This is a genomic window from Neoalteromonas arenosi, assembly GCF_030362855.1.
Taxonomy (GTDB): domain Bacteria; phylum Pseudomonadota; class Gammaproteobacteria; order Enterobacterales; family Alteromonadaceae; genus Alteromonas_E; species Alteromonas_E arenosi.
Genome location: NZ_JAUCBP010000007.1, coordinates 10,933 through 29,768, shown reverse-complemented (window position 1 = coordinate 29,768; position 18,836 = coordinate 10,933). Strand labels below are relative to the sequence as shown.

At 44.7% G+C, this 18,836-nt stretch carries 18 protein-coding genes and 1 other annotated feature; of the genes, 13 read left to right on the top strand and 5 right to left on the bottom strand.

Going from position 1 to position 18,836, the window contains the following annotated elements:
* The first annotated feature begins 237 nt into the window (after window positions 1–237).
* Window positions 238–351, top strand: a sequence feature (His leader region).
* Window positions 352–389: 38 nt separating this feature from the next.
* From hisG to QTP81_RS06585, 12 genes are all read left to right on the top strand, one after another.
* Window positions 390–1,289, top strand: a complete 900-nt coding sequence (gene hisG / locus QTP81_RS06640; RefSeq protein ID WP_289364561.1) for an ATP phosphoribosyltransferase — start codon at window positions 390–392, stop codon at window positions 1,287–1,289.
* A gap of 15 nt (window positions 1,290–1,304) precedes the next feature.
* Window positions 1,305–2,606 carry a histidinol dehydrogenase gene (gene hisD / locus QTP81_RS06635; protein WP_289364559.1) on the top strand — a complete coding sequence of 434 codons (1,302 nt, stop codon included), beginning with the start codon at window positions 1,305–1,307 and terminating at the stop codon, window positions 2,604–2,606.
* Window positions 2,606–3,688, top strand: coding sequence for a histidinol-phosphate transaminase (gene hisC / locus QTP81_RS06630; RefSeq protein WP_289364558.1), 1,083 nt, complete (start codon window positions 2,606–2,608; stop codon window positions 3,686–3,688). Before hisD ends, hisC begins: the two co-directional genes overlap by 1 nt.
* A complete protein-coding gene (gene hisB, locus QTP81_RS06625; RefSeq protein WP_289365603.1) occupies window positions 3,685–4,755 on the top strand; it encodes a bifunctional histidinol-phosphatase/imidazoleglycerol-phosphate dehydratase HisB in 1,071 nt (356 codons plus the stop codon). The genes hisC and hisB overlap by 4 nt, the downstream gene beginning before the upstream one ends.
* Window positions 4,752–5,363 (top strand): imidazole glycerol phosphate synthase subunit HisH, encoded by a 612-nt coding sequence (gene hisH / locus QTP81_RS06620; RefSeq protein WP_289364556.1) that lies wholly within the window; start codon window positions 4,752–4,754, stop codon window positions 5,361–5,363. The genes hisB and hisH overlap by 4 nt, the downstream gene beginning before the upstream one ends.
* On the top strand, window positions 5,363–6,100 hold the full coding sequence (gene hisA, locus QTP81_RS06615) for a 1-(5-phosphoribosyl)-5-[(5-phosphoribosylamino)methylideneamino]imidazole-4-carboxamide isomerase (protein ID WP_289364554.1): 738 nt from the start codon (window positions 5,363–5,365) through the stop codon (window positions 6,098–6,100). The genes hisH and hisA overlap by 1 nt, the downstream gene beginning before the upstream one ends.
* On the top strand, window positions 6,082–6,870 hold the full coding sequence (gene hisF / locus QTP81_RS06610) for an imidazole glycerol phosphate synthase subunit HisF (RefSeq protein WP_289364552.1): 789 nt from the start codon (window positions 6,082–6,084) through the stop codon (window positions 6,868–6,870). The genes hisA and hisF overlap by 19 nt, the downstream gene beginning before the upstream one ends.
* Window positions 6,871–6,881: 11 nt before the next feature.
* Entirely contained in the window at window positions 6,882–7,511 is a 630-nt protein-coding gene (gene hisIE, locus QTP81_RS06605) for a bifunctional phosphoribosyl-AMP cyclohydrolase/phosphoribosyl-ATP diphosphatase HisIE (protein ID WP_289364550.1), read from the top strand.
* 21 nt (window positions 7,512–7,532) lie between these two features.
* Window positions 7,533–8,144, top strand: a complete 612-nt coding sequence (locus QTP81_RS06600; protein WP_289364549.1) for a GNAT family N-acetyltransferase — start codon at window positions 7,533–7,535, stop codon at window positions 8,142–8,144.
* Window positions 8,145–8,147: 3 nt separating this feature from the next.
* Window positions 8,148–9,488 (top strand): NAD(P)/FAD-dependent oxidoreductase, encoded by a 1,341-nt coding sequence (locus tag QTP81_RS06595; RefSeq protein WP_289364547.1) that lies wholly within the window; start codon window positions 8,148–8,150, stop codon window positions 9,486–9,488.
* A 99-nt stretch (window positions 9,489–9,587) separates the two neighbouring features.
* Complete coding sequence (gene lepB, locus QTP81_RS06590; protein ID WP_289364546.1) at window positions 9,588–10,223, top strand: signal peptidase I; 636 nt, start codon at window positions 9,588–9,590, stop codon at window positions 10,221–10,223.
* A 159-nt stretch (window positions 10,224–10,382) separates the two neighbouring features.
* On the top strand, window positions 10,383–10,820 hold the full coding sequence (locus QTP81_RS06585; RefSeq protein WP_289364545.1) for an Hsp20 family protein: 438 nt from the start codon (window positions 10,383–10,385) through the stop codon (window positions 10,818–10,820).
* A gap of 78 nt (window positions 10,821–10,898) precedes the next feature.
* Here QTP81_RS06585 and QTP81_RS06580 read toward each other — a convergent pair whose 3' ends face one another.
* The 4 genes from QTP81_RS06580 to recR form a co-directional block, all read right to left on the bottom strand.
* Window positions 10,899–11,297, bottom strand: a complete 399-nt coding sequence (locus tag QTP81_RS06580) for an MAPEG family protein (protein ID WP_289364544.1) — start codon at window positions 11,295–11,297, stop codon at window positions 10,899–10,901.
* 4 nt (window positions 11,298–11,301) lie between these two features.
* Window positions 11,302–11,946, bottom strand: coding sequence for an adenylate kinase (gene adk, locus QTP81_RS06575; RefSeq protein WP_289364541.1), 645 nt, complete (start codon window positions 11,944–11,946; stop codon window positions 11,302–11,304).
* A gap of 173 nt (window positions 11,947–12,119) precedes the next feature.
* Window positions 12,120–14,042 carry a molecular chaperone HtpG gene (gene htpG, locus QTP81_RS06570; RefSeq protein WP_289364539.1) on the bottom strand — a complete coding sequence of 641 codons (1,923 nt, stop codon included), beginning with the start codon at window positions 14,040–14,042 and terminating at the stop codon, window positions 12,120–12,122.
* A gap of 127 nt (window positions 14,043–14,169) precedes the next feature.
* Window positions 14,170–14,775, bottom strand: a complete 606-nt coding sequence (recR, locus tag QTP81_RS06565) for a recombination mediator RecR (protein ID WP_289364538.1) — start codon at window positions 14,773–14,775, stop codon at window positions 14,170–14,172.
* Window positions 14,776–15,190: 415 nt separating this feature from the next.
* Between recR and QTP81_RS06560 the strand changes: the two genes are divergently transcribed.
* Window positions 15,191–18,199, top strand: coding sequence for an ATP-binding protein (locus QTP81_RS06560; protein WP_289364537.1), 3,009 nt, complete (start codon window positions 15,191–15,193; stop codon window positions 18,197–18,199).
* Here QTP81_RS06560 and QTP81_RS06555 read toward each other — a convergent pair.
* Window positions 18,196–18,762: a biliverdin-producing heme oxygenase gene (locus QTP81_RS06555; RefSeq protein ID WP_289364536.1), complete on the bottom strand. Its 567-nt coding sequence runs from the start codon at window positions 18,760–18,762 to the stop codon at window positions 18,196–18,198. The two genes, QTP81_RS06560 and QTP81_RS06555, sit on opposite strands and share 4 nt — an antisense overlap.
* Window positions 18,763–18,836: the final 74 nt, after the last annotated feature.

Sequence of the window (18,836 nt, the reverse complement as noted above, 5' to 3'; positions counted from 1 at the left end):
ATTACCTATTGATATTACGCAATATCACCATCCACTTTTGTAAATAAATAAGTCTGCTTGCACTAGTGTTAGATGCACCATATAACCAAAAGTTTTACTTAATAGCGATTATTCCAATTAATTATAGCTTTATTAGCGGCATACCCATTGCAAAATCATTGCCAGTTCGCTATCGTTTCGCCCCGTAATCGGCAACGGCCGACATAGGAAAGAATAGTTAATGAATTTCAAACGCGCTGCTCATCACCATCATAAAGCATAACCTTTCAGGTTTGTGCTGGAAGGTCTATTGGTCTTCCGGCGGCGTAAAAAGTTAATACCCTCGGAAGGACCTTCCGGGGGTTTTTTATTTGGGCTAGCAAAAATTTTATCGAATACGAGGAATGATAATGAGTGATGCATCAAGGCTACGAATAGCTGTTCAAAAATCAGGACGACTGAGCGACGACAGTATTGCCCTGTTAAAAGCAATTGGCATTAAGCTACAAATTCGCGACCGCCTATTGATTGCTCATTCTACCAATCAGCCTGTCGATCTTTTGCGGGTCCGCGATGACGATATTCCCGGTTTAGTAATGGATGGTGTCGTTGATTTGGGTTTCATCGGCCAAAATGAACTCGAAGAAAAAATGTTGGAACGCCAAGCATCTAATCGCCCATACGCCTTTAAAACACTGCGTGAACTGGATTATGGCGGCTGCCGCCTATCTATTGCTGTGCCCAATGAAATGAGTTACGACTCTGTACAGTCCTTACAAGGCAAAAAGGTTGCGACAACTTACCCATATCTATTGGAGCGCTTTTTCGAGAGCAACAATGTTAACGCATCAGCCGTTATGCTGACCGGCTCAGTAGAAGTCGCCCCACGCGCTGGTGTTGCCGATGCAATTTGTGACTTGGTATCAACCGGCGCCACACTAGAAGCTAACGGCCTACAAGAAAAAGATGAGGTATTTGTGTCTCGCGCCGTATTGATTCAAAGCGCCAAACCGCTGAGCGATGAAAAACAAGAGCTAATCAATCGCTTATTACCGCGTATCGATGGCGTGACACAGGCGAAAGAAAGTAAATACATCATGTTACACGCACCTAAAGCGTATCTAGAACAAGTGAAAAGCCTGTTACCCGGAGCGGAGAATCCGACGGTTCTGCCGCTGGCTAGCAGCGACGACATTGTAGCTGTACACGTCGTAAGTCCTGAGACTCTATTCTGGGAAACAATGGAAAAACTCAAAGCACTTGGCTGCAGCTCAATCTTAGTGATGCCAATTGAAAAGATGATGGGATAAGTAAAGGCAAAGGCTATGATTAATTGGAATTTGCTCGACGAGCAAGCACAAAATCAAGTGTTAGAGCGACCGGCTCTGGCCGACAGTGCTAAGCTATTTGACGCAGTTGATACAATCATCAACGACGTTATTGCACGCGGCGATGCGGCAATTCTCGACCTTACGGCAAGGTTTGATGGCGCAAAATTGCACAGTTTACGCTGTCCGCTTGAGCGTATTGATGCCGCCAAAGGAGAGCTTAGAGAGGACGTCATTGCGGCAATCGACCGAGCTTATGCCAACATTAAGTCCTTTCATACAGCACAACGCCCTCAAAGCGTGGTCGTCGAAACTATGCCAGGTGTGCGCTGCGAACAGCACACAGTCGCGCTTGAAAAAGTCGGATTGTATATACCTGGCGGCACAGCACCACTGCCTTCGACAGTTTTAATGCTCGGGGTTACGGCTCAAGTAGCGGGATGTAAAATGGCCGTGTTGTGCACACCACCGAATGAGAATGGCGAAATCGCTGCGGAAATTCGCTATGCGGCAAGCTTATGTGGCATTGACCAGATTTTCTTATGCGGCGGCGCCCAAGCAGTCGCTGGAATGGCGTTTGGCACTGACTCGATCCCTAAAGTCGATAAAATATTTGGGCCGGGTAATAGCTTTGTTACCGCGGCAAAACAGCGCGTTAGTACTATGCCACGCGGCGCTGCTATCGACATGCCTGCTGGTCCATCGGAAGTATTGGTTTTAGCAGACGCAAGCGCCAATCCGGTTTTTGTTGCTGCAGATTTACTTTCTCAAGCTGAGCATGGCAAGGACTCTCAGGCGATTTTAGTGTCTAACTGTGAAACACTAATCAACCGTGTTATCGCCGAAGTTGAGAAGCAATTAGCGCAGCTCTCTCGCAATGAAATTGCCACTGCAGCGATGCAACACAGTCGTTATATTTTGACTGAGAGTTTTGCTCAAGCGGTCGAGGTCAGCAATCAATATGCGCCAGAACACCTTATCGTCCAAGCGGAAAACGCCAGCAGTTGGTTGTCTAAAATTACTAATGCTGGCTCAATTTTTGTTGGTCCATGGTCGCCAGAATCAGCCGGTGATTACGCCAGTGGCACAAATCACGTGTTGCCAACTTATGGCTACTCACGCATGTATTCAAGTTTAGGTTTGCTCGATTTTATGCGCCGCTATACTGTGCAAGAATTAACTCAAGCCGGTTTTGAAGCCCTCGCGCCAACCTTGATAACACTATCAACATCTGAAGGCCTTGATGCACATGGCAAAGCCGTTTCTTTGCGTCTTGATGCTATTGCGGAGAATAACTAATGAGTAATCTCGTAGCGCGATTGACCAACCCCAATATACTTGCACTTAAGCCGTACGAATCTGCACGTCGTTTGTATAGCGGCGGCCAAGATTGGTTAAACGCCAATGAATCACCTTATAACAATCCATACAGCATTGATGATAGCCGTTTAAATCGTTATCCAGCGTGTCAGCCAGAAAACGTGATTGAAGCTTATGCAGCTTATGCTGGACTAGATACAAACCAAGTATTGGTGACACGCGGTGCTGATGAAGGTATCGAGCTGCTGATCCGCGCTTTTTGCGAGCCACAAAAAACGCACATAATGATCTGTCCGCCAACCTATGGCATGTACGCGATTAGTGCCGAGACGTGTAACGTTAACGTTGTTAGCGTACCGCAAACTGCTGACTTCGAGCTTGATTTACCCGCAATGCAGGCCAATGCCAACAACGTCAGTGTGGTATTTATTTGCTCGCCCAACAATCCAACCGGCAATACTGTAGCCCAAGCACAAATTGAGGCCGCACTTGAGCTATTTGCTAACCGTGCGCTAGTGGTAGTTGACGAAGCTTACATAGAATTTGCTTATGCAGATAACTGGGCAGTTAAACTGGCTCAGTATCCACACCTTGTTGTATTGCGAACCTTATCAAAAGCGTTTGCCCTTGCTGGGTTGCGCTGCGGTTTTACTTTGGCATCGAAAGAGGTTATCGACACTTTGTTAAAAGTGATCGCGCCCTACCCAATTGCCGAACCGGTCGCACAGATTGCAGCGCAGGCACTTGCGCCAAACCCGCTTAAGCGCATGCAGCAGCAAGTTGCCGAGATTAGCAGTCAACGCGAATGGTTATGTACTGCGTTACAAGCATTTAGTGACGTAGAAATAGTCGGTGACCAGCGCGCTAACTTTATTTTATTTCGCACCGCAAACAAAGACGCTCTAATGACCTACTTGGTCTCTGAAGGCATGCTGATTCGCGACCAATCAAAGCAATTACATCTGGCGAATTGCTTGCGCATATCAGTTGGCACGCAAAGTCAAAACGAACGTTTAATCTCTCTTATGAAACAATTTTATCAAGCCGAGGATGTTGCCTGATGCAAAATGCAATTCTGTTCATCGATCGCGATGGGACGCTAGTTGAAGAACCTCCTATCGACAAGCAACTCGATACGTTAGAAAAGTTGGTATTTGAACCCAACGTTATTCCCGTTTTGCTCAAGCTGCAACAAGCTGGCTTTCAGCTAGTTATGGTCAGCAATCAAGATGGCTTGGGCACAGATAGTTTTCCAACGGCAGATTTTGAGCTACCACACAACAAAATGATGGATATCTTCAGCAGCCAAGGCGTGGTATTTGAAGACGTATTGATTTGTCCGCACTTTGAAGAAGACAACTGTCAGTGCCGCAAGCCTAAATTAGGCTTGGTGAAAGAGTATTTACAGCAAGGTCGCGTGGACTTTACTCGTTCGTTTGTGATTGGTGATCGCATCACCGATATTCAATTGGCCGAAAATATGGGGATCCCCGGCATTCAGTATGACCGTGAGACCAACAATTGGGCGGCGATAGAAAAACAACTATTGAATTCAACTCGCACGGCAACCGTGGTACGTAGAACCTCAGAAACCGATATCCGCGTCAGTGTTAACTTAGACTCAGCAGGTAAATCAGACATTCAAACTGGTATCGGCTTTTTCGACCATATGCTCGACCAAATTGCGACGCATGGCGGTTTTGAGATGCAAGTGAAAGTTAATGGCGACCTGCATATCGACGATCACCACAGCGTCGAAGATACTGCACTGGCACTTGGTGAAGCGTTGAAGAAAGCACTCGGCAATAAGCGTGGTATTGGACGTTTTGGTTTTGCCCTGCCAATGGATGAGTGCCGAGCGGAATGTATTATGGATATTTCGAATAGACCGCATTTAGTGTTCAACGCCAATTTCACGCGAGAAACTGTTGGTGAAATGGCGACCGAGATGGTTGGACACTTCTTCTATTCAATGGCTCAATCCATGGGGTTGAGTTTGCATTTGAGCACGACTGAAGGTAATGCTCATCACCAAGTAGAAAGCCTGTTTAAAGTCTTTGGTCGCGCCTTGCGTCAAGCGATCAGCAAACAAGGCGATACATTGCCGAGTAGTAAGGGTGCATTATGAGTTTAGCGAAACAGCAAATCGTTATCGTTAATACCGGTTGTGCCAACATATCTTCAGTGAAATTTGCCTTCGATCGTTTAGGTGTTGATGTCACGGTCAGCGATCAGCCCGAACTGATCACGTGTGCAGATAAGGTCATCTTACCCGGTGTAGGTAGCGCCAATGCTGCAATGGCGAGCATCGAACAAAAAGGCCTTGTGAGTGTTATTCTAGGTCTAACACAACCGGTGCTAGGCGTGTGTTTGGGTATGCAGCTCATGGTGAGTTGGTCGGCCGAAAGTACAGCCGAACGCACCACCTGCTTAGATTTGATTCCGGGCAGTGTTGAACGGATGCAAGTAGGAGACTTGCGTTTACCTCACATGGGTTGGAATACCGTTACGCCAAGCCACCCAAATGACTTATTTAAAGGTATCGACGCGGGTAGCTATTTTTACTTTGTGCACAGTTTTGCGGTCAAGCCCTTTGCTCACACGCTCGCGTCTTGCGAGTACGGTATGCCGTTTTCAGCAGCGATTAACAAAGACAACTTCTTTGGCGTGCAATTTCACCCTGAGCGCTCCGGTGATGCCGGCGCACAATTACTCAAAAATTTTGTGAGTTTGTAATGATTATTCCAGCGATAGATTTAATTGATGGCAAAGTTGTGCGCTTGTTTCAAGGTGACTACGCACAACAAACTGATTACGCATTCGACCCTGTAGACGTGGTTAACGACTATGCTGATCAAGGCGCCCAATGGCTGCACATTGTTGATTTAACCGGTGCCAAAGACACCAGTAAACGTCAGCTGCAATTGATCAAAAAAATGGTTGATACCCAGCGTATGCAATTTCAGGCCGGTGGTGGGATTCGCAGTGAAGACGATGTAAAACAACTACTCGACATCGGCGTTAAACGCGTTGTGATCGGTTCACTAGCGGTTAAACAACCAGAACTCATTAAGCAATGGTTACGTACCTACGGCGGCGAACAAATTGTATTAGCGCTTGATGTGAACATTGATGAAGATGGGAATAAATTAATTGCTACTCACGGGTGGCAAGAAAACAGCGGCGTTGCTCTAGACAGTCTATTAGCAGACTTGTTAGACGCAGGTGCAAAGCATGTACTGTGTACCGATATTAGTCGTGATGGCACTTTACAAGGCGCTAACCACCAGCTGTATCAGGAAATGGCTGAACGCTTTCCCCAGGTTGCATGGCAAGCTTCAGGTGGCATTGGGTCATTGCAAGATATTAAAGTGCTCAAGCCAACGGGGGTTAGTGGGGTAATTTTAGGACGCGCGCTATTGGAAGGTAAGTTTAATGTGCAGGAGGCTATCGCATGCTGGCAAGACGCATAATTCCCTGTTTAGACGTTAAAGATGGCTTAGTTGTTAAAGGTGTACAATTTCGCAATCACGAAATTATTGGCGATATCGTGCCCTTGGCTGAGCGTTATGCACAGGAAGGTGCCGACGAGTTGGTGTTTTACGACATCACCGCATCCAGTGACCAACGTGTGGTCGACAAGAGCTGGGTTAGCCGCATTGCGCAAGTGATTGATATTCCATTTTGTGTAGCGGGCGGCATTAAGTCCGTTGAAGATGCGGGACGCATACTTGAAATGGGCGCTGACAAAATCTCGATCAACTCGCCCGCATTGACTGACCCTAACTTGATCAATCAATTGCATGATATCTATGGTCAGCAATGTGTTGTGATTGGTATAGATAGCTTTTACAACGCTGATACTGGGCAGTACGAAGTTTATAAATTCACGGGTGATGAATCTCGTACCCAGCAGACGCAATGGCAGACCTTGGATTGGGTTAAAGAAGTGCAGAGCCGTGGTGCCGGTGAAATAGTGTTGAACTGCATGAACCAAGACGGCGTGCGCAAAGGCTATGATATTGAACAGCTTAGCGCAGTCAGAGCTGTATGCGACGTACCGTTGATCGCCTCTGGCGGCGCCGGTGCAATGGAACACTTTAGCGCTGCATTTAAGCAAGCTGACGTAGATGGCGCACTCGCTGCATCAGTGTTCCACAAATCGATCATCGATATACGAGAACTCAAGCAATACTTACGCGCTGAATCCGTGAGTATTCGCAGTGACTTTCAATCAGCGTAACGGGACAGACAATGGCAACTAAAATTAGCACCGACAATATAGCTGATATCGCGTGGGATAAAATGGGCGGGTTGCTACCAGCGACCGTGCAAGACGCCTTCAGTGGCAAAGTCTTAATGCAAGGCTTTATGAACCAAGAGGCCGTGGTTAAAACGCTTGATACCGGTCTTGTAACGTTTTTCAGCCGCTCTAAACAGCGCCTGTGGACCAAAGGCGAAACATCAAATAACACACTAGGTCTAGTGGATATGAGTGTTGATTGTGACGCGGATTCAATTTTGGTTTTGGCCACGCCAGCCGGTCCCACCTGCCATACAGGTACAGAAAGCTGCTGGTCACAAGCCAATATTCCAGACATGACCTTTATTGCTGATCTAGAGCGCACCCTAGCAGCGCGTAAAAGCGCAGATCCTGACTCAAGTTATACCGCCTCGTTGTATGCCAAAGGGATTAAGCGTATCGCGCAGAAAGTGGGCGAAGAGGGTGTTGAAACTGCACTTGCAGCAACGGTTAAAGACATAGACGAGTTGCATAACGAAGCAGCCGATCTCTTGTATCACTTAATCGTACTATTGCAAGCCAGTGATACCAATTTGACCAGTGTTGTCGATGTATTGCGCCAACGCCATGCTGGCAAATAACGCACTTAGCGGTTAATCGTTATGGTCGAGTATTTACCACTAAGTGAGCAATTCTATTCTGCGATTATTGCCTTGGGTAATCGTGTGCACGGTGATAATTATCTTGATCCAGACTCACTCACTGCGATTGGCAATGCGAGCTGGCATAAAAACATTAACGCTAGCTATGTGGCATTGGTCGGCCACGATGAAATCCCAAGTAATGAACGATACACCGCTCAACAAGTCGGCGACCGATATTTGGTGGGTTTTCGACTGACATTAGCGGCACAGAATTGGACCATAGACAAATGGTGCAGCACCGACATGTGGCCGCATCCCAGCGAGCGTGTGTGCTATTTCAAATGCAATACGGTTGATGAGGTGATGCGCGGCCAGGGGGTGGGCTCAGCGCTTTTACAGCACTCGATACAAAGCGCTAAACAACAAGGTGCGTTAGGTGGTTTAGCGCATATATGGTTAGCCAGTCCTGGCAACTCTGCATACCGCTACTTTTCAGCAAATGGCGCTAAGCTCATTGCTGAACATCCAAATAAGTGGCAGCATTTGTGTATTGAAGACAATTACCAATGCCCCGTTTGTACTGATCTTTGCGAATGCACAGCGGCGGAAATGATGCTGACGTTTAAATAATCAATGTATGACCCTCTGCTAGACAACACTATACCCGCTGATCAACGGGCACCTACGAGTCTTTGGGCCGAGGATCAGGCGCAGCCTAGTTATCCCCAACTCACACAAGATATTAATATTGACGTTGCCATTATCGGTGGCGGGTTTACCGGACTTTCGGCCGCTTTCCATCTAGTTGAACAATACGGTGTTAATGTTGCACTGTTTGAAGCCAATCAACCCGGTTGGGGCTGCAGCGGCCGCAATGGCGGCTTTGTATTGCCAGGTACAGGACGGTTGAGCGTTGCGCAAATGCACAAGCGCTGGGGGGAAGAGACTACCGCTGGGATCTACGCAGAGAACTTGGCCTCGGTAGATACGGTAAAGGCATTTATCGATGCGGGCATTGTTTGTGACGTGCAAGCAGGCGGTTATTTAAAACTCGCCCACACGCAACGAAAGACCGAGCAATTGCATCAACAAGCACGCGTCTTTAGCGACACCTACAATGATAAAATAATTCCGCTTAGCCAAGCTCAGGTTGCCGCAGAGTATATTGCAAGTACGGAACAATATGGTGGCATATATCACCCTAATGCCTTTGGTGTTAATCCTTGGAAACTGGCACATGGACTGGCAAAGCGCGCTGCGGTCAGCGGTGCACGAATTTTTGGCAATACACCAGTCTTAAATACTGAGTTCAGCAATGGTAAGCACCTGATTTATACACCTAATGGCAATGTTGAAGCCAATCAGCTAATCCTCGCAACCAATGCCTATGGACCCAATAAACTGCACGCATCACTTTACAATCGCAACTTTCCAGTGATGTCGAGTATCTTAGTGACTCAACCGCTTACGAAAGAGCAATTGGACAAGCTACAGGTGCGCGATGGCTTGATGGTGATGGATACACGCTCGCTAAAATACTACTACCGTATCCTAGCTGATGGACGACTGTTGTTTGGTGGGCGCGGTGCTATTGCTGGTCGTAATGCAGATTCTGTTAAGAGTAAGCAAAATCTTCTCAACGGATTGAAAATGACCTTTCCTGAGCTGGGTAACGTCAAAATTGGGCAGTTTTGGAGCGGCTGGGTCAATATTTCCATGGATGATTACCCACGAATTTATCACGATAAGGCAACCGCAACATCATACAGCGCTGGCTATTGTGGCGCTGGGCTAGCGTTTTCCATACAAGCGGGTAAACGCCTTGCGCAGCAACTGTATGAGCCAGAGACTCTACCCAAACTTCCCTATTTCCAGACACCGCTAAAAAAATACCCAGTGGCGCCAATGCGCCGCACAGTGTTACACACACTCTATTGGTGGGAAGGCCTAAAGCGAGTCGTAGGCTTGGACTAACCTTTTACCGCTCGCTGATCACAATATTTTACAAGTTCAGGGTGCCGGTAAACTGTCAATCATTGTATGCTACCCACATCGAGTTGAGAGAGTAGATTCATGCGTTATTTGGCCAGCTTAATTAAAGACAATATTGGTTTTATCCTGTTTATTTTCGTACTGTTTGCCACACGTAGCAGTATCGCAGATTGGTATCATGTGCCCAGCGGTTCAATGCTGCCAACCATTATTGAAGGTGACCGCGTATTAGTGGATAAAATGGCTTACCGTTTAGACGTGCCCTTTACAGATATAGTAATTATGCAGCGCAATAAGCCACAGCGCGGTGATATTGTGACGTTTGAATCGAGTAAAGCGGACAATCGATTGATTAAGCGCGTAATTGGTGTTCCAGGCGACGAGATCGCCATGGTTAACAATCAGTTATTTATTAATGGAAAAGCGGTAACTTATCGCCAACAGGGCGACATACTGATTGAAGAACTGTCAGATCCCCCCCATGCAATCCAATTGACGAAGGTTACCAGCGGTATGGACAACTTTGCTCTCGTCACTGTGCCCGAAGGTCATTACTTAGTATTAGGTGATAACCGTAATCACAGCGCCGACTCACGTGTTTACGGTTTTATTCCTGAAACAGAAATCACGGGTAAAGCCACGCGCGTTATCACATCCCTGGACTTAGACAATTATTATATTCCTCGAAAAGATCGTTGGTTTGAAGAAATAATTTAAATATTTTCAACAACTTAAAAATTAATTTGAATTTTTTTCTTGAAAAATAGTTGGGTAGTCTCATATATGTTTTATCGGTGCTCATGAGAGGCCGATAAAACCGCCGCCGATTATCGGGGCAACTTTTTAAACATATTGCTTAATATAAAGGATATGACTATGCGTACTATCGATCTATCTCCACTTTACCGTTCATTCATCGGTTCAGACCACTTAGCGTCTCTCGTTGACGCTGCAACTCGTGCTGAAAAACAAAGCGCTTACCCGCCGTACAACATCGAATTAATTGGCGATGACAAATATCGCATCACGATGGCAGTCGCTGGTTTTAGCAAAGACGACGTCAGCATTGAGGTACAAGAGAATTCTTTAACGATCATGGGTTCTAAAGAAGCGAAGAAAACCGAGCAAAAATTCTTGCACAAAGGTATTTCAGAACGCAATTTTGAACGCAAATTTCAGCTCGGTGACCACGTAAAAGTGCTAGCCGCAGATATGGAACACGGTCTGTTGCACATTGACCTTGAACGCGTGATCCCAGAGGCGAAAAAACCTCGTAAAATTGAGATTGGCAGTCAATTAATCGAAAACAAATAATCTTCGATTAAACTGGAAACTCCCTGTCACGAAAAACGGCGCCTTACGGCGCCGTTTTTCATAGTAAACGCTGAGTGTTTAAAAATATAACCATACTAGATTAAACACCGCTAGAAGCGCAATTGCAGCAAAGGTTGACAGCATTCCGACTACGCGTTGCCAGCTAGCACCAATATGATGACGCAAACCATAAGCGTGAGTTAGCCGTCCAAATAGGAGCAAAACACATGCAATATGCACAACGAGCGTAAAGTCTGTATTTAATTCCAAGCAAAACGCCAAGATAAGTGTAATCGGTACATATTCAGCAAAATTCGCATGTGCTCTGGACAATTGCTGCAAGGTGGAATCACCGCCATCACCGAGGCTTACTTTCGCAGAACGGCGAGAGCGAATGACCAAAACCGACAGGTAAAGGTAACAAATCGCTAATAAGCTGGCATAGAAGCCGGTAATTTCAACGAGTGCAGCGTGCATAGTCCTACCCTAGTAGCTCAGCCAATTGTGCACTAACCGATTCTACCGGTTGCGTACCATCCAGCTTATGGTATTGACACTTGTTTTCACCTGCGGCGGCTTGATAAAAATCCACCAGCGGCTTGGTTTGCTCGTGATAAATATCTAGGCGCTTACGCACTGTCTCTTCTTTATCATCGTCGCGCACGATCAACTCGTCGCCGGTCTCATCGTCTTTACCTTCAACTTTGGGTGGGTTGTAAACTACATGATAAACACGACCTGATGCAGGGTGAACTCGACGTCCCGCCATGCGGTCAACAATAACATCATCGGCTACGTCAAACTCTATAACGTGGTCAACATTGATATTGTTGGTATCCATTGCTTCTGCTTGCGGAATGGTGCGTGGAAAGCCATCAAGTAAAAAGCCGTTTTGACAATCGGGTTGTGCAATACGCTCTTTAACCAAACCAATGATAATCTCATCTGAGACTAATTGACCGGCATCCATAACTTTTTTAGCTGCAAGCCCCATCTCTGTACCTGCTTTTATCGCGGCGCGAAGCATATCACCGGTACTAATTTGAGGAATGTTGTAACGCCCCATTAGGAACTGTGCTTGAGTTCCTTTTCCGGCGCCTGGAGCGCCAAGAAGAATAATCCGCATACTGCGTTCTCCATCGTTATTTTTTTGACTGCGAGCACTTTACACATTCATATCCAGCAACACAAGAAAGACACCGGATAATCTGTATTCATTAGACTAATTGCGCATACGCTTAAAATCAAAGCCAAAAAAAGGCGAGTCTTAAGACTCGCCTTTTGAAGGTTAATTAGCGCTTATTTAGATAGTGTCATTAACAAGCTGTTCAGATTCTTCACGAATGCAGAAGGATCTTCCAAACTACCCTGCTCAGATAGTGCGGCTTGATCAAACAGTACATTAGCCCATTGAGCAAATGCCTCTTCGTCCTGTATTTCGGCAATCCGTTTAACTAATGCGTGCTCTGGATTGACTTCGAAATGATACTTCACTTCTGGGACAGGCTGTCCCGCAGCTTGCATAAGCTTCATCATCTGTGTCGTCATGCCATTGTCGTCAGCCACAATAACTGCTGGCGAATCAGTCAGACGATGAGTAAATTTAGTATCGATAACTTTATCACCTAAAGCGGTTTTAAGGCGCTCTAGAACGCCTTCTACTTCTTTTTCGGCTTCTTCTTGCGCTTGTTTGCTTTCGTCATCATCAAGTGCTGATAAATCTACGTCACTGCGTGCAATCGACTGTAGTTGTTTCTCTTTGTACTCAGTCAAGTGTGACATCAACCACTCATCAATACGCTCAGACAATAACAACACTTCAATCCCTTTCTTGCGGAAGATCTCTAAGTGCGGGCTATTCTTGGCCGCTTGATAGCTGTCAGCTGTGACAAAGTAAATTTTATCCTGACCTTCTTTCATGCGCGCAATGTAGTCATCTAATGATACATTTTGCACGCTCGAGTCATTCTCTGTCGATGCAAACCGCAATAGTCCAGCAATCTTTTCACGATTAGCAAAATCTTCCGCAGGACCTTCTTTTAGGGCATTACCAAATTCAGTCCAAAAGGCCTGATACTTCTCAGCATCGTTTTTCGCCATACGCTCTAGCATTTGCAATACGCGCTTAGTACAGCCTTGGCGCAATGCTTGAGATACTTTATTGTCTTGTAATATCTCGCGCGAGACATTGAGTGGTAAATCATTGCTGTCGAGTAAGCCTTTGACGAAACGCAAGTACGTCGGCATAAACTGCTCAGCATCATCCATAATAAATACGCGCTGAACATACAGCTTCAAGCCGTGCTTGTGCTCGCGATTCCACATATCAAATGGCGCTTTGCTGGGAATATACAACAAACTAGTGTATTCAGTTTTACCTTCTACGCGATTGTGAGACCACGCTAGAGGATCAGCAAAGTCATGTGACACATGCTTGTAAAACTCTTGATATTCTTCATCAGTGATTTCTGATTTATCACGCGTCCAAAGCGCTGTCGCTTTATTTACCGCTTCCCATTCGCCTGGTTGTGCTGGGATTTTTTCGCCGTCCGGACCATCTCTTTCTTCGGTAGGCGCTTTCCACATAAGTACTGGAATGCTGATGTGATCAGAGTATTTGCCGACAATTGAGCGTAACTTCCAATCGTTAACAAACTCTTTTTCCTCTTCACGCACATGCAATGTGATTTCAGTTCCACGATCCTCTTTTTCGATATCGGCGATAGTAAATTCACCTTCACCTGCAGAGCTCCATTCTACACCTTGGGCTTTATCAGCACCGGCAGCTCGCGTGCGCACGGTTACTTGATCCGCAACAATAAACGCTGAATAGAAACCCACACCAAATTGGCCAATGAGCTTGGAGTCTTTGGCTTGGTCACCCGTCAGCTGACTGAAAAAGTCTTTGGTGCCAGACTTCGCAATAGTACCGAGGTTTTCAATGACCTCATCACGTGTCATACCAATACCGTTATCCGATATTGTGATCGTGCCTTTGTCAGTATCTACGCTTAGCTTGACGTTCAAGTCACCATCATTCTCGTATAACGCATCATTTGACAATGCTTTAAAACGCAACTTGTCGGCTGCATCAGCCGCGTTTGATACGAGTTCGCGCAAGAATATTTCTTTGTTCGAGTACAATGAATGGATCATCAGCTGCAACAGCTGTTTTACTTCAGTCTGAAAACCGTGAGTCTCTGGGTGTGCCGCTTGCGACATAAGACCTAATCTCCTTAACAACAGTATGGAATTACGTATGCGAAGTAAGTGTGGTCAAGGAGAAATTTTTCAACCTCGGTTGAGGATTTTTTCGCTAGGGTAAGAGTGATAAAAACGCCGAGTTGGCCTAAATTCCTCTTCGGCCAGACAGCGCGTGTCCAAGTGTATTGCCATCGATGTACTCAAGTTCACCACCAACGGGCACCCCGTGCGCAATACGCGAAGCACTAATACTGCGTTTGCGACACATCTCCGCAATGTAATGTGATGTTGCCTCGCCCTCTACGGTTGGGTTAGTAGCCACGATAACTTCGTTCACACCACCGGCATCAAGCTGCTCAGCCAATACATCAAGCCCAATCTGTTCAGGACCGATGCCATCAAGCGGTGATAAATGCCCCATTAAAACGAAATAACGCCCCTTGAATTGTGAGGTTTGCTCAATTGCCAACACATCCTGAGGAGCCTCGACAATACAGATGGTGTCGGCACTACCTCGTGTGGGGTGAGCACATATGTCGCACAAGTTTTTCTCTGTAAAGGTGCGGCATTGGGTGCAATTGCCAATGTGCTCCATAGCATCGTGCAACACTTTGCTTAATCGCAAAGCACCGTCGCGGTTGCGTTCCAATAAACTAAACGCCATACGCTGGGCGCTTTTGCCACCGACTCCGGGTAGAACGCGTAGCGCTTCGATTAGCTCACTGAGTAACGGACTAAAACTTTTGCTCATGCGTAGTCCAATGAAAACAGAATTTTGAAACCAAACGATGCGATGTAATCGTTAATAAACAAAGTGATGCCCTTAGCAGTAAGGAGGGTCATGAACTTTGTATCACGTGACATCCTCAGTATCAATTTCAGGAAGTTCATGCGTTATTTTAAAGAAGTATGCCTTAAGCAACAAGAATAAATCCACGATCTTATTTTTAAATAGTGAAAAAAGTTTTATAAGTAAGGACCAACGCGTTAGTCGGGCTCTTTCGCGCGCTGGCACTTACTTTGAACAAAAAATAGTAAGTCCCTTTTAACGCAGCGTATATGATTCCTAAAAGTACGCGAACGGTATTAACTGGACATATTGTTTTTTAGACTATACTTTGGCCAGACGATGTGAGAAATGCTTATATTTGTGGCTGCCCAACCCTATGAACATCAGAAAACAGGTAACTATCGACAATTGTGACCAAGAACCGATACATATTCCCGGCGCAATTCAACCTCACGCCTTCATTATCATTCTGGATAGTAAAAAAAAGATATGTGGATTTTCTGATAATTTCCCAGCACTAATTGACAAACCCCCTAAACATTTCCTTGGTAAGAAGCTATTTGAGTTAACGGTGTTTTCTTCTTTCGACATATTATCTTCAAATACCAGTCAAACAGAAGTAGTAATTAATAAGCATAAATATTCTGTTAATATCACAGAGCTTCCTCACAACAGGCTGTGTCTAGAGCTTGAATCCGCATCGCATAATTTACATCACGTGCAGAGCAATGAACCATTCGTTCAGAACTTCATCGAGTCGTATGAAAAGTGCTCCACTCCGCAAGAAATTTTTACTTGCATCGCAAATAATATTAGAAAGTACACTCTATATGATAGATGCATGGTTTACCGATTCGACAAGCATTGGAATGGGGAGGTTGTTGCTGAGAGTAAACTCAATCATCTTGAAGCTTTTCTAGGTCTACACTATCCACATACCGACATTCCAGCTCAAGCGCGCAAACTTTACTCAACAAAGCTAACGCGCCTGATTGCAGATGTCGACTATATACCATCCGTGATTATCACCCACTCCGATATTTTAGAGCCTATTGATTTAACATTGGTCGACTCACGCAGTATTTCACCTATGCATATAAAATACCTCCAAAACATGGGGGTTAAGGCGACTTTAGTCATGTCGATCATGGTTGAAGAGAAGTTGTGGGGACTTATTGCATGCCATCATTATTCAGGCGCAAAGATTCTTAACTTTAACGAAAGACAATTATGTTCATCACTAGCATCGATTACATCATTATATATTGAAAAACTAGAAAACTTAGCCGTATCAAAGAAACAGCAACGAGCTGTGGACTTTTTAGCGTTAGACCGTCTTTTGAAGATAATTGAAAGTCCTGACACTGCAGATGCTTTTGTATCTGAATTGCTTAGATTAACTGAATCTGACGGAGCTGCGTTGATTATCGGGAATAATATACAAAAGTTCGGTAATACAACGTCAGAAAAGCTTTTTGGTAAATTATTTGAGTTAACGTGCCCTGAAAACACTTGGATTACTTCTGAAAATATTGGGCACATTTCAAATGACAGTAAATTGTTGAATCGTTGTGCTGGTGTTTGTGTAATACCCATAACCAATAATACGACGCCTCAAAATAAAGACAGTACAGCTTACATAATTCTATTTAGAAATGTGGTCACAAGTATCGTAAATTGGGCAGGCAACCCAACAACGAAGGAATTCACAAAACTAAATGATGTGGAGACCCTGTCACCACGACGTTCTTTTGCACTGTGGCAAGAAAAAATGGACACAGAGTCCAAAGAGTGGACTGAAGCCGATAAAAAAGTAATTCACTTACTCAGTGAACGTTTAAAAGAAGCGTACTTAATACTGGTCCAAAAGAGAAGACAGCATGAATTAGAGTTAATTTCGGAAACAAGCGATATTGGCCTCTGGTGGCTTAACTTTAAAAATGGCTCATTGCTCTGGAATGAATCAATGTTCCGCATTTACGGGATCAACAAAAGTAACTTTAGTGGAACGTATGATGCGTGGAGAAGTGCTTTGCTAGAAGAGGATAGAGAACACACCGCATCAAGATTTGAGAAAAATGTCTATGAAAAAAAGCCCTTTCAAGCAAGTTTTCATATCAGACATCCACGAAAAGGGGTGCGCCTAATAAGAGCGCATGCAAAACCGGTATTATCTGAATCCGGAGAAGTTCTGCAAATCGTTGGCACGAATATCGATATTACTGATGAAGTATGGAACCTAAATTCTGACATCGCCCAGGATACCACGCAAGTTGAACACAGTAGATTAATATCTTTGGGCGAAATGGCGGCAACGGTGGGTCACGAAATCAATAATCCTCTGGCAATAATAATGAACAGCTTAGAGTTACAATCACATGAGCTCTTGGAATCTGCTGGTACTTTTGAAGTCGCTCGTAAACATAATGAGAGAGCAAGGGCCGCTAGCGAGAGGATTAAAAAAATTGTTGCCGGTTTAAAAAGTATTAGTCGACGTACCGCGGAATCAACTACTGGGGCCATATGCAACATTGACGAAGCAGTTAATGAAATTGTTGAACTCATGAGAGAGTTATATAGCCCTAAAGGTTTCACTTTACATTACGAAACCGATCAAGCCGTAGCTTGGTGTGCAATTGATAAAAGCGTTTTACAACAGGTGTTGGTAAATATTATTACAAACGCCATACACGCACTTGAGGATTCACCGTATAAACATGTCGAAATAAAACAGGGAATTAAAAAAAACAAACTTACCATCGACATTGTTGATAAAGGAGAAGGTATATCCCAATCGAATCTAGAGAAGGTTTTTCATCCTTTTTATACAACTAAACCTAGAGGTGAAGGAACTGGGTTAGGACTTACCGTATCTAAGCGCCTATTGTCAGATAACGGAGGAGAGTTAAATATTCGCTCTGAGAGAGGCAAAGGCACCACTGTATCTCTGACCATAGAGACTGCCCAAAACCCTAAAAAAGTAATCAAACCAACAAAGTCACCGATTAACAAAGCGGGTACATGCAACATACTAATTGTTGATGACGAACAGGAAATAAGAGAGTTGGTAGCTATGCAGCTAGAGACCCTCGGATTTGAAGTTCAAACGCTGTCTTCAGGCCAAAGAGTTATTCAGACTCTTAAGTCTAATCACTTTGATTATCTGATGATAGATTCGCAAATGCCCGGAAAATCTGGCGAGGATGTGATTTTAGAAATACCAGCAGGAATATCAACCAAAGTGATATTGATGACTGGGGATGTGACAAAAGACAATGGTTCTCTTCGTAAAAGAGGGGTCCATGTCTACAGACTACTCTATAAACCATTCTCTCTGAAAGACTTGTCAGAGATATTCGAAAGTGGCCAATCAGATCAAAATTAGCTCAAAAGAGAATTGATATTAATCAATGATTCAAATGCACTACTAGCGCCTTGAATCACATCCTTCTTTTGCTGTTCAGTGAAAGTCTTATCTCTCACTTTTAAATCTTCGACAAAAGATTTCCAAATTAATATATCGTTGACACTTTTTGTGTAAAAGTTAACCGGCAGCTTCATGTTATTCTTTTGCATATGACGTTTAATTTGAGTCGCCCCGTTAGCACTTCCTAGCACAACATATAGGTAGCCGAGTACAAGCTCTGAATTAAGGGGGAGTGCCTGCAACGCTGATAATTGTTTTTGTGGAGTTTCACCTAAGGCTTTGAGGTCCATATGCAGAAACGGCGTTGACGCCTCGTACTTTGTTACGACATTCACATCCAACTCACAGACCTTGAGAATCTCAGGTTCGATTTCTTCATACCAAGCGTTCAAACATCTAAGAACACAAGCGTAATCCCGTGCAGAAAGCTCTTTTGAAAGTAATCGATTAAATGGGTATTTTGACTCTAGCTCTTTGTGAAGCTCATGTGTTTCAATTCTAAGTCTTTCTAAAAGGGTCAAGTTACATTACCTTTATTAAGAGGCTGAATTTATTGTTAGATTATTAATCGCCACCAATAATTTAAGTTTCGAGA